We start from the raw sequence: 10,598 nt of genomic DNA, 5'->3' as shown, positions 1-10,598 counted from the left end.
GGACCAGGCCACGCCCACGTAGTGGACCTGCACGCGGGAGCCGGCCTCGACGGCCGGGCCGGAGCCCTCGATCAGGTCCTCCACCACGAGCTCGGTGGGCGGGGTCTCGCCCGGGAAGTCGATCTCGGGCTTGGTGCGGTCGTAGTCGCGCTGTCCGAAGGACACGGTGCTCTCCTCTGGGGTTCTCGTGGACGGGGTCAGTTCGCCGACTCGGTGGCGGGCGCCTGGGCGTCCAGGATGTCCACCACGAACAGCAGGGGCTCGTTCTCGCCGATGGCCGGCGGGCTGCCCTGCTCACCGTAGGCCTTCTCGGCCGGGATCGACAGGAGGACGCGCGAGCCCACCTTCTGGCCGGCCAGACCCTCCTTCCAGCCCTCGATGACCTGGTTGAGGGAGAACGTGATGGCCTGGCCCGTCTCCCAGGACGAGTCGAAGACCTCGCCGTCGGACCACGTCACGCCCTCGTACTGCACGGTCACGGTGTCGTCCGCGCCGACCTCGCGGCCCTCGCCCTCGATCAGGGACTGGACCACCAGCTCCTGGGGCGCCTCGCCGTCGGGCTTCGCGATGCTCGGCCGGCCGCTCTGCTCGTCCACGGTGACGTCGGGCAGGCGCTCGTCCCGCTCGGTCACCTCCTCGCCCTCGGCCTGCTTCGGCAGGATGGCGTCGATCTTGTAGACGAACAGCTGGGCGGGCTGCGTCTGGGTGGAGGGGGAGGCGCTCGGCGACGCGCTCTCGGTCTGCGGGACGGGGACGTCGTACTCGGGGCTGTACGCGGCGACGATCGTGCCGGCACCGCTGCCCACCAGCATCTCGTGGATCTCCGGGTTCATGGACTTGAGCTGGTCGTCCACGGGCACGGCCTCCGGTTCGCCGCTGAAGTTCTCGGCGACCACCTCGCCGCTGGCCGGATCGACGACGGCGATCGACATCTTCAGGACGTCGCCCTCCTGCACCTGCTCCCCCTCGCCGGCGGTCAGCACGCGCGTGGTGGGCTGGTCGGTGTCGATCTCCCCGTCGATCTCGACCGTCGGCGCCCCGCCGTCGCCCTCCGTGAAGGTGACACCCGTCAGGGCGTCCGGCTCCCCCTGGCCCTCGCCGACGGCCGCCCGCTCGGGGGCGGCCGACGTGGAGGCCGACGCGGTGTCGCTGTGGGGCTGGTCCGCGCCGTCGTCGCCGGTGGCGCAGGCGGTGGCCAGCATCAGGCCCGCGGCGCCGAGGGACAGCAGCGGCAGCAGGCGGCGACGGCGGCGGGCCGTCGGGGGCTGGGGGGTCTCGAACGAACTCATGCGGGTCACCCTAACGGCGCGTCCTGGGCGTGCGCTGTCAGGCGATCCGCTCGAACAGCCGGTCGACGGCGGCCGACGACGTGTCGAACGGGTCCTTCGTCACGATCGCGTGCAGCGGATGGTCGGTGAGCTTCAGGGTCGTCCAGTCGACGGCGTAGTCCAGGCCGCGCTCCCGGGCGCGGGACACGAAGTCCGCGCGCACACGGGCCCGGGTGGTGGGCGGGGCGGCCTCCACGGCGGACCGGGCGGCGTCCTCGGGCAGCAGGCGCGCGACGGCCCCGCGCCGCCGCAGCAGGCGGAACAGCCCCCGGTCGGGGTCGATGTCGTGGAAGGCCAGGTCCAGCTGGGCGAGGCGGGGCGCGTCCCAGCCCAGGTCGTGGCGGGCCCGGTAGTCCTCCAGCAGGCGCAGCTTGATCGCCCAGTCGATGCGGTCCTCGATGCGGGACCGGTCACCGGTGCGGACGGCGTCAAGCACCTCGCCCCACAGGGTGAGGACCTCCCCCACCCGGTCGTGGTGGGCACCCTCCGCGGCGACGAAGGCGCGGGCCCGCTCGAGGTAGTGCTCCTGCAGCTCGAGGGCGGAGGCCTCCCCCTCCCGGAGCGCGATGCGGGCCGTGCCGGTGAGGTCGTGGGAGATCTGCCGCACCGCACGGGTGGGGTGGGCGACGACGCGGTCCCCGAGCGGGAAGCCCGCCTCGATCATCCGCAGCAGCAGGTCGGTGGCGCCGAAGCGCAGCAGGTGGGTGTGCTCGGAGAGGTTCGTGTCCCCCACGATCACGTGGAGGCGCCGGTACTCGGAGGCGTCCGCGTGCGGCTCGTCCCGCGTGTTGATGATCGGCCGGGACCGCGTGGTGGAGGAGGACACGCCGTCCTGCACGAAGTCGGCGCGCTGGGAGAACGCGAAGTGGGCCGGGCCCTCGCCCTCGGGCCACGTGCCGGCGGGCACGACGCGGCCCGCGCCCACGAGGATCTGCCGGGAGACGAGGAACGGGACGAGCGCCTCGGTGAGCCGCCGGTACTCGGTGCGCCGGCGCAGCAGGTAGTTCTCGTGGGAGCCGTAGGAGCTGCCCGAGGAGTCGGCGTTGTTGCGGTAGAGGTGGATCCGGCCGCCGACCCCGTCCGCGGCCATGCGCTCCTCGGCCTGGACCACGAGGTCGTGCAGCAGCAGGTCCCCCGCCCCGTCCGAGGCGATGAGCTCGTCGAGCGTCGAGCACTCGGCGGTCGCGTACTCGGGGTGGGAGCCGACGTCGAGATAGAGCCGGGAGCCGTTGGCCACGAACACGTTCGAGGACCGCCCCCACTCGACGACGGGCCGGAAGAGGTAGCGGACGACCTCTTCGGGGCTGAGCGGGCGCCCCTGCGGGTTCCAGTGCTGGACGCCGTACTCCGTCTCCAGGCCGAAGATCCGGCGGGCGCGGTCCGCGTCGGTCACTGGCCGCCCTTCTGGACGAAGCCCTTGACGAACTCCTCGGCGTTGGACTCCAGCACCGAGTCGATCTCGTCCAGCAGGCTGTCCAGGCGCTGGTCCTGGGCCGCGGGCTTCACGTGCGCCTGGCCCGCCGCGGCGCCGGTCTCGTCGTCGCCGCCGGACGGGCGTGGGCGGATCTGCTCCTGGGACATGGTGGCCTCCTCGTGCGTCGACGCGGGTCGGTGTGCTCCGTCCGCGTCCACCCATCCTGCCCCACGCGCGGGCCACGTTTCAGCCCCACGCCCCCGGGTTGCCCCGCGCTGGCAGGATGGGGGCATGCGCCTGTGGACCCTTCACCCCCGCCACCTCGACCGTCAGGGCCTGACGGGCGCCTGGCGCGAGGCCCTGCTCGCGCAGGCCGTCCTGGCCGGCCGCACGCGCGGGTATCGGGACCACCCGCAGCTGCTGAGGTTCCGGGAGCACCCGGACCCGTCCGGCGCGATCGGTGCGTTCCTCTCCGGCCTCGAGGCCGAGGCCACGGCGCGCGGCTATCGCTTCGACCACTCCCGGATCGACCGGCCGTGCCCCGCCCCCGACGGCGCGGTGCGCATCCCGCCCGCCGGTCTCGCACCGATCCCGGCCACCACGGGCCAGCGCGACCTGGAGTGGCGTCACCTGTGCGCCAAGCTGGCCGCGCGCAGCCCCGCCTGGCTCGAACGGTGGTCGGACACGCCCGTCCCCGACGTGCACCCGCTGTTCACGATCGTCCCGGGGCCGGTCGCCTCCTGGGAGCGCGCCTGAGGGCGGGCCGCGGTCGGGCCCGGTCTGGCACCGTGGGGGCATGATCCGCGACGAGAGCATCGAGAGCTATCTGGGGCGCCTCGCCTCCGGCGAGCCCACCCCCGGCGGCGGCGCGACGGGCGCGCTCGCGGTCGCCGAGGGCGCCGGACTGCTGGCCATGGCGGCCCGGTTCAGCGCGGCCGAGGAGGACGCCCGGGCATCGGAGGGCCTGATCGCGGCGTGCCTCGGCCTCGCCGACGGCGACGAGCGGGGCTTCGGCGCCGTGGCCGAGGCGTTCGGGCTGCCCCGCGACACCCCGGAGGACCGGGCCCGGCGCTCGGCCGCGATCCAGGCCGCCCTGGCCGAGGCCGTCCAGCCGCCCCGCGGGATCGTCGACGTCGCCGAGCGTGCGCTGGACCTGGCCGAGCGTGTGCTGGACGCGGCGAACCCGAACGTGCTCTCCGACGTCGGTGCGGCGCTCGGCTGCGTCCGGGGCGGCCTCACCGCCGCCGCGGTCACCCTCGAGACCAACCTGGGCCCCCTCCGCGACGAGGGCCTGGAGGGCGTCCTGCGCACCGACGTCGACCGGGCGGACCGTCTCGTCGCGCGGGCGGACGCCCTGCTGGGCCGCGTGCGCGCGGCCGTCGCGGGCTGAGCGCCCGCCCTCGCCTCAGGCCCGCGCGCCGAACAGCGGCGGCAGCGTGGCCACGAGCGCCTCGTCGTCGGGCCGGGGCGCGGCGGCGTCCTCCCACCAGCCGGGCAGGTCGACGGCGGCGCCGACCAGCGGCTCGGCCAGGTGCAGCCGGTGCACCCGCTCCCCCGCCCCGCGCAGCAGCAGGGTCTCCCACGCGGCGCCGGCCACGCGGTCACCGTGGCGGCCCACGAGGTTGCCGCGGGTCCACGCGCGGGTGGCCCGCGGCGGCGTGGCGACGGCGGCACGGATCTCCGCCTCGTCGGCGAGCGTCCGGAGGGCGCCGGCGGCCACGAGGCGGCGGTGCAGGGAGCGGGCCGGGCGCAGGTCGGCGTACTGCAGGTCCACCATCGCGAGGCGGGGGTCGGTCCAGTCCGCGCCCGTGCGGGCCCGCAGGCCCTCGAGGACGCGCAGCTTGGCCGCCCAATCGGCGCGGTCGCTCAGGGACAGCGGATCCGCGGTGGCGTCGTCGAGGTCGATGGCCCAGGCCTCCAGCACCTCGCGCGTCTGCGGATCCGTCACCCCGAAGGCGGCGCAGTGGGCGCGGGCCGCGTCCAGGTAGGACCGCAGGATCTGCAGCCCGGTCCAGTGCCGGCGCACGGGGCCGTCCGCGGTGCGTTCGAGCAGCGGCACCGTGGCCCGCAGACCCGGGTCGTGGCTGATCGTCTGCAACGCGGCCACCGGGTCGTCCAGGGTGAGCCGGGGCGCCGTCCCGGCCTCGGCCATCGCGAGGACGAGCGCGGTCATGCCCATCCGCAGCCACGTGGCGTGCTGGCTCAGCGTCGCGTCGCCGATGATCACGTGGAGTCTGCGGTAGGCCTCGGGGCGGGCGTGCGGCTCGTCCCGCGTGTTGACGATCGGCCGGTGGATCGTGGTCTCCAGGCCCACGGGCTCCTCGAAGTAGTCCGCCCGCTGGGACAGCTGGAAGCCCGGCCGCTCCCCCGCCGGGCCGAGGCCCACGCGGCCCGCGCCCACGAGCACCTGCCGCGCCGCGAAGAACGGCAGCAGGACGGCGGTGAGCTCCTCGAAGTCGAGGGACCGGGCCACGAGGTAGTTCTCGTGCGCGCCGTAGGACTGACCCTTGCCGTCCACGTTGTTCTTGTAGACCAGCACCTCCGGGGCGCCCTCGGCCTGGCCGATGTGCTCGGCCGCCGCCTGCGCGACCAGGTCCCCGGCGGCGTCCCACACCATGGCGTCCCGCGGGGTGGTCGTCTCCGGCGACGAGTACTCCGGGTGGGCGTGGTCCACGTACCAGCGCGCGCCGTTGGCCAGCACGGTGGACAGCAGCAGGTGCACGGGCTCCCCGTCCGGGCCCACGAGCGCCTCGTCGGTCAGCTGCGAGGGGTGCGCCGCCGAACGCGGCAGCCGCCAGCCGCGGGCGTCCACGAGCGGCGACTCCCCCGTGTAGTCCCACTCCGTGCCGGCCACCGCCGAGCCGGACCGGGTGACCAGGTCCGCGTACGCGTTCACGAGCTCGACCGAGAGCACGCTGTGGTGCGCCCCCGGGTTGGCCGGCGCGTGGATGCCGAACTCGGTCTCCGTGCCCATCACGCGGTGCACGCCCCAGCCGGCGGCGTCCCGCCCGTTCGGGGGCACGGCCGCGCCGTGGAACAGCCGGCGCTGGCCCTCGAAGGCGGGGGTCGGGCCGACGTCGACGGCGGCGACCCGGGCGAAGCCGTCCGCGGCCCCGCGGCCGAACGCGCTCATGCCTCGACCCCCCGGACCATGCGCAGCGAGCGCAGCCGAGGACCGCGCCAGCCGGAGGTGCGCGCCCACTCGGCGGGCGCGACCGTGGCCAGCAGGTCCGTCTGGTCCTCCATCACCGCGGCCACGGCCTCGCGCAGGTGGCCCTCGCGGACGCCGAGCGCGGCCGGGGCCTGGCCGGCGGCGAGGTAGTCGCGCACCGCGTGCCGCTTGGCGCGGTCCACGACGTCGGCCACCACGGCGCCCGAGACGAGGTCGGCCAGGTGCAGGGCGTGGGTCGTGCCGGACACGTCCGTCAGCTCCGCCAGCGCGGTGTCTCCGCCGCGGTCGTAGAGGGCGGCGACGGTCCGGGCGATGAGCGTCGCGCGGGCCGCGTCCGCGGAGCCGGCCGCGGCGACGTCGTCGGCGTGCAGGGGCACGTCCGCGGTGAGGTGCTTGGCCATGATCTCCGCGGCGCCGGCGGCGTCGGGACGGTCCACGCGGATCTTCACGTCCAGTCGGCCGGGGCGGAGCACGGCCGGGTCGATCATGTCCTCACGGTTCGAGGCACCGATGACGATCACGTTCTCGAGGGCCTCGACGCCGTCGATCTCGGTGAGCAGCTGCGGGACGATCGTGGTCTCCACGTCCGAGGAGACGCCGGAGCCGCGCGTGCGGAACAGCGACTCCATCTCGTCGAAGAAGATGACCACGGGGAAGCCGGCGTCGGCCTTCTCGCGGGCCCGGTCGAAGATGACGCGGATCTGCCGCTCGGTCTCGCCCACGTACTTGTTCAGCAGCTCGGGTCCCTTGACGTTGAGGAAGAACGAGCGCTCGCCGTCCGCGCTGCGGGCCGAGAGGGCGTTGGCCACGGCCTTGGCGAGCATGGTCTTGCCGGTGCCGGGCGGGCCGTACAGCATGATCCCCTTGGGGGCGCGCAGGCCGTGCTCGCGGTAGACCTCGGGGTGCAGGAACGGGATCTCGACGGCCTCGCGGATCCGGTCGATCTGCGGGCCGAGGCCGCCGATGTCCTCGAATGTGACGTCCGGGACCTCTTCCAGCAGCACCTCGTCCACCTCGGACAGCTCGACCCGCCGCAGCGCCCATTCGACGCGGGCGTCCACGGTGACGGCGTCCCCGTGGCGCAGGTCGACGCCCTCCAGCGCGGGCGCGCGCCGCACCACGCGCTCCTCGTCCGCCGTGCCGGCCAGGACGAGGCCGCCGTCGGGCAGCGCCTCCTTGACGCGCAGCAGCTGACCCGACCCCGTGCCCGGGGCGACGCCGACGATCGAGCTGGACTCGTCCAGCAGCACCTGGGCGCCGGGGGTGAGGCGGGCGGCGTCGAGCAGCGGGGAGACCGTCACGCGCAGCCGTCGGCCGTTCTGCACGACGTCCGCTCCCCCGCGCACCACGGCGCCGGTCTCCACGCCCTCCTCGGGATCGCGCGGGGCGTGGACGGCCTCGAGGGTGGCGAAGGTGAACGGCGGATGCGTGACGGCGTCCAGGTTCTCCTTGAGCGTCGTGATCTCGGCGCGCGTGGCCTCGAGCAGCTCGACCATGCGCCGGTTGTTGCGGGCGGTCGTCTGCGTCTGGGCCTCGGCGGCCCGACGGCGTTCGCTCAGGCCGGCGGCGTGCCGCTGGGCGGACTGCAGCTGGTGCCGCAGCCGTTCGGCCTCGGCCTGGGACTGCCGCAGCAGCTCCCGCGCCTCGGCGAGGCGCTGCTCGGCGTGCTCCGTGCCTGATTGCGCGTGGTGGTCCACCGGTGCTCCGTCCACTCAGTCCTGCTCCCCGGTCGGGGTCCTCCCACCGTACGCGTCCACGCCCTGCTCGGCGGCGCGTGACCGCGCGGCCATGAGGCGGGCCTCCTTCGCCGCCTTGCGCGCCTTCTTGTCCGTGACCGGCCGTTCGCCGAGGGCCTCGGGCGTCCACCGGGCCTCGTCGGCCGGCTGCCAGGCCTCGACGTCCTCGGCCTTGAACTCGGAGACCTTGGAGCGCTTCTTCAGGCGCAGCGCCTCCTCGCCCGAGGCCAGGCGGCGGGCCGTGAGGAGGAAGCCGGTGTGCGCGACCATGCGGTGGTCGGGGCGCACGGCGAGCCCGTCCAGGTGCCAGCCGCGCACGAGGGTCTCGTTGGCCTCGACCTGCGTGAAGCGGCCCGAGTCCCGGATGGCCTCGGCCACGCGGGAGAGCTGGGTGGCGGTGGCCACGTAGTTCAGCCACACACCGCCGGGGGCCAGGACCTCGGCGACGGTGTCGAGGCATTCCCAGGGGGCCAGCATGTCCAGGACCACCCGGTCCACGGAGCCCGGCTCGTGGACCTTGGGCATCTCCTCCTGCGCGTCGCCGAGGTGCACCGACCAGGCGGGGTGCTCGGCGCCGAAGAAGGCCTCCACATTGGCCCGGGCGACGTCCGCGAACTCCGGGCGGCGCTCGTAGGAGTGCAGGCGACCGTGGTCGCCCACGGCGCGCAGCAGGGACATGGACAGGGCGCCGGAGCCCACGCCGGCCTCGACCACGACGGCGCCCGGGAAGATGTCCGCCTGCTGCACGATCTGCGCCGCGTCCTTCGGGTAGACCACCGTGGCGCCGCGGGGCATGGACAGGACGAAGTCGTTCAGCAGGGGGCGCAGCACCTGGTACGGCTGGCCGGCCGAGTTCTCGACCACGACGCCCTCGAAGCCGCCGATCAGGTCGTCGTGCCGCAGCACGCCCTGGTAGCTGTGGAACTCCCCGCCGGGCAGCAGGGTGATCGTGTTGAGGCGGCCCTTCGCGTCCTTGATCTGCACGCGCTGGCCGGCCCGCAGGGGGCCGCGGCGCGCGCTCACGCCGGTGGGTTCGGTCATGGGGGGCTCCTTCGGTTCAGGGACGCCGCGTCGCGTCGACGGCGGCGAGGATCGTCTCGCGGGGCACCACGGAGCGCACGAGGCCGTGCGCGTCGGTCAGCACCCACACGGGGGTCTGGGGGTCGGCCAGGCGGGAGGCCAGGTCGGGACCGGCGGCGGGGACGTCGTCGCGGACGAGGACGGCCTCCGGAGCCAGGGCGACGGCGACCGCGGCCAGGGCGGTGGTCGTGCGGCGCGCCGGGGTGAGGCCCGCCGCGGCCGTGTGGTCCAGCACGCCGCGGGGCCGACCGGCCCCGTCCACGGCCACGACGGCGCGGCGGCCGCCGTCCGCCTGGGCCAGGGCCTCGGCGACGCAGAGGTGCTCGGGCAGGGCGATGGCGGGCGCCTCGACCTGCTCGAGCCGCAGGGTCTCCAGCCGGCGGCTCCAGCGCCCGTGGCGCACGGCGTCGTCCGCGCCCCGCCACAGCGTGAGGGCGACCCAGGCCGCCAGGACGACGACGAACAGGTCCGGCGCGCGGCCCGCGAGGGTCGGGGGGCCGAACACCGCCGCGAGGACGCCCACCGCGACGACGCGCCCGGCCCAGCCGGCCGCCTCGACGCCACGGGCCCGGGAGCCGGTGGCGGCCCAGACGGCGGACTCGACCATGCGGCCGCCGTCGAGCGGGGTGCCCGGCAGCGCGTTGAACGCGGCCAGGAGGAGGTTGGCCCACACCGTGACCTCGAGCAGCAGGGCGAGGACGGACGGGCCGGCCACGGCACGGGCCGCCAGATGGGCGAGGCCCGCGAGCACGAGGTTCGCGGCGGGGCCGGCCATCGCGGTGAGCACCGTGTCCAGCGGTCGGGCGGACGGGCTGCGGAACTGGGTGTGCCCGCCCCACAGGGTGAGCGCGATCTCCTCGGTGCGCTGGCCGAAGGCGCGGCCGGTGAGGGCGTGGGCGGCCTCGTGGACCAGGACGGAGAGCGCCAGGAGCACGGCGTACCCCAGGGCCACCCCGTAGGCGCCGCCGCCGATCAAGGGCAGCGCGCGCTGGATCTGCGGGCCGAACGCGAGGGTGATGACCGCGGCGATCAGAAGCCAGGACCAGGACAGGCGCACCGGCGCGCCGGCGATCGTGCCCAGCCGGACGGAGGCGGGCCCGCTCATCCGGCCCCGTCCGCCCCGGGCCCGCGCGCGGCGGCGATCCGACGGACCGCGGCGAGGTCGGCCGGCGTGCGGCCGGCAAGCGTCGTCCACTCGACGGTCGCGAGCCCCGCCGGCAGCGGCAGCACGCTGGGCACGCCGACCGTCGGCAGGCCCGCGGCCATGGCCGCGCCGACGCCCACCGGGGAGTCCTCGACCGCCACACAGTCGGCGGCCGTCAGCCCCGGTGTCCGCTCGGCCAGCAGCTGCAGGCCCAGCCGGTACGCCTCCGGGTCGGGCTTGCCCCGGGAGACCATGTCCCCCGAGACGACGACGTCCAGCGTGCCCGCCGGCGCCCGCTCGGCCAGTGCGCGGGCCAGTGGGGCATGGGACATCGTCACGAGGGCGCCCGGCACGCCGGCCTCGGCGAGCGCGACGAGCAGCTCCCGGGCACCCGGCCGCCACGGCACCCCACGGACGACCCCCTGGACGACCTCGTCCATCGTCAGGTCGATGATCCGCTGCACGGGCAGGTCCAGCCCGGCCTCCTGCAGGCGGCGCGCTCCCTCGTCGAGGGGGCGTCCCACGAGGGAGGCGGCCAGGTCATCCGACCAGGTGCCGCCGTGCTCGGCCACCAGGCGGCGCTGGACGGCGTTCCACAGGGGCTCCGTGTCCACGAGGGTGCCGTCCATGTCCCACAGGACGGCGCGTGGCAGGCGGCGGGCACGGTCGTCCGGGGCGGGCGCGGGGTGGCGGGGCATGGAGTGCATCCTATCGAGCGCCGCCG

At 75.4% G+C, this 10,598-nt stretch carries 10 protein-coding genes and 1 pseudogene; 2 read left to right on the top strand and 9 right to left on the bottom strand.

The genetic code is table 11. From position 1 onward, the window contains the following. The 4 genes and pseudogenes from QL983_RS07960 to QL983_RS07945 all read right to left on the bottom strand — a co-directional run. Window positions 1–165 (bottom strand): annotated as a pseudogene (locus QL983_RS07960) (FKBP-type peptidyl-prolyl cis-trans isomerase); the annotation flags it as partial. Between the two features lie 32 nt (window positions 166–197). Further along, window positions 198–1,289 carry an FKBP-type peptidyl-prolyl cis-trans isomerase gene (locus QL983_RS07955; protein WP_069941585.1) on the bottom strand — a complete coding sequence of 364 codons (1,092 nt, stop codon included), beginning with the start codon at window positions 1,287–1,289 and terminating at the stop codon, window positions 198–200. A 37-nt stretch (window positions 1,290–1,326) separates the two neighbouring features. Further along, complete coding sequence (gene pafA, locus QL983_RS07950) at window positions 1,327–2,721, bottom strand: Pup--protein ligase (RefSeq protein ID WP_290152201.1); 1,395 nt, start codon at window positions 2,719–2,721, stop codon at window positions 1,327–1,329. Further along, window positions 2,718–2,909 (bottom strand): ubiquitin-like protein Pup, encoded by a 192-nt coding sequence (locus tag QL983_RS07945; RefSeq protein ID WP_036336876.1) that lies wholly within the window; start codon window positions 2,907–2,909, stop codon window positions 2,718–2,720. Before QL983_RS07945 ends, pafA begins: the two co-directional genes overlap by 4 nt. A gap of 124 nt (window positions 2,910–3,033) precedes the next feature. Between QL983_RS07945 and QL983_RS07940 the strand changes: the two genes are divergently transcribed. Continuing rightward, window positions 3,034–3,498, top strand: coding sequence for a pyrimidine dimer DNA glycosylase/endonuclease V (locus QL983_RS07940; RefSeq protein WP_036336875.1), 465 nt, complete (start codon window positions 3,034–3,036; stop codon window positions 3,496–3,498). Window positions 3,499–3,538: 40 nt separating this feature from the next. After that, window positions 3,539–4,132 carry a cyclodeaminase/cyclohydrolase family protein gene (locus QL983_RS07935; RefSeq protein WP_073116889.1) on the top strand — a complete coding sequence of 198 codons (594 nt, stop codon included), beginning with the start codon at window positions 3,539–3,541 and terminating at the stop codon, window positions 4,130–4,132. A 15-nt stretch (window positions 4,133–4,147) separates the two neighbouring features. Here QL983_RS07935 and dop read toward each other — a convergent pair whose 3' ends face one another. The 5 genes from dop to QL983_RS07910 are packed head-to-tail and all read right to left on the bottom strand — an operon-like array spanning window position 4,148 to window position 10,572. Then, window positions 4,148–5,875, bottom strand: a complete 1,728-nt coding sequence (dop, locus tag QL983_RS07930) for a depupylase/deamidase Dop (protein WP_122054335.1) — start codon at window positions 5,873–5,875, stop codon at window positions 4,148–4,150. Beyond that, on the bottom strand, window positions 5,872–7,626 hold the full coding sequence (arc, locus tag QL983_RS07925) for a proteasome ATPase (RefSeq protein ID WP_122054333.1): 1,755 nt from the start codon (window positions 7,624–7,626) through the stop codon (window positions 5,872–5,874). The genes dop and arc overlap by 4 nt, the downstream gene beginning before the upstream one ends. Beyond that, on the bottom strand, window positions 7,627–8,691 hold the full coding sequence (locus tag QL983_RS07920; protein ID WP_122054331.1) for a tRNA (adenine-N1)-methyltransferase: 1,065 nt from the start codon (window positions 8,689–8,691) through the stop codon (window positions 7,627–7,629). Between the two features lie 16 nt (window positions 8,692–8,707). Further along, on the bottom strand, window positions 8,708–9,835 hold the full coding sequence (locus tag QL983_RS07915) for a site-2 protease family protein (protein ID WP_122054328.1): 1,128 nt from the start codon (window positions 9,833–9,835) through the stop codon (window positions 8,708–8,710). Beyond that, a complete protein-coding gene (locus tag QL983_RS07910) occupies window positions 9,832–10,572 on the bottom strand; it encodes an HAD family phosphatase (RefSeq protein ID WP_122054326.1) in 741 nt (246 codons plus the stop codon). Before QL983_RS07910 ends, QL983_RS07915 begins: the two co-directional genes overlap by 4 nt. Window positions 10,573–10,598: the final 26 nt, after the last annotated feature.

The sequence above is a fragment of the Micrococcus sp. APC 4021 genome (genome assembly GCF_030407635.1).
In the GTDB taxonomy this organism is placed as follows: domain Bacteria; phylum Actinomycetota; class Actinomycetes; order Actinomycetales; family Micrococcaceae; genus Micrococcus; species Micrococcus luteus.
This window is presented reverse-complemented; position numbering and strand designations above follow the sequence as displayed.

Excerpts from the sequence above, each read along its gene's own strand:
- QL983_RS07955 (WP_069941585.1), bottom strand. The coding sequence starts at position 1,289 with ATGAGTTCGTTCGAGACCCCCCAGCCCCCGACGGCCCGCCGCCGTCGC.
- QL983_RS07945 (WP_036336876.1), bottom strand. The coding sequence starts at position 2,909 with ATGTCCCAGGAGCAGATCCGCCCACGCCCGTCCGGCGGCGACGACGAG.
- QL983_RS07940 (WP_036336875.1), top strand. The coding sequence starts at position 3,034 with ATGCGCCTGTGGACCCTTCACCCCCGCCACCTCGACCGTCAGGGCCTG.
- QL983_RS07935 (WP_073116889.1), top strand. The coding sequence starts at position 3,539 with ATGATCCGCGACGAGAGCATCGAGAGCTATCTGGGGCGCCTCGCCTCC.
- dop (WP_122054335.1), bottom strand. The coding sequence starts at position 5,875 with ATGAGCGCGTTCGGCCGCGGGGCCGCGGACGGCTTCGCCCGGGTCGCC.
- QL983_RS07920 (WP_122054331.1), bottom strand. The coding sequence starts at position 8,691 with ATGACCGAACCCACCGGCGTGAGCGCGCGCCGCGGCCCCCTGCGGGCC.
- QL983_RS07915 (WP_122054328.1), bottom strand. The coding sequence starts at position 9,835 with ATGAGCGGGCCCGCCTCCGTCCGGCTGGGCACGATCGCCGGCGCGCCG.
- QL983_RS07910 (WP_122054326.1), bottom strand. The coding sequence starts at position 10,572 with ATGCCCCGCCACCCCGCGCCCGCCCCGGACGACCGTGCCCGCCGCCTG.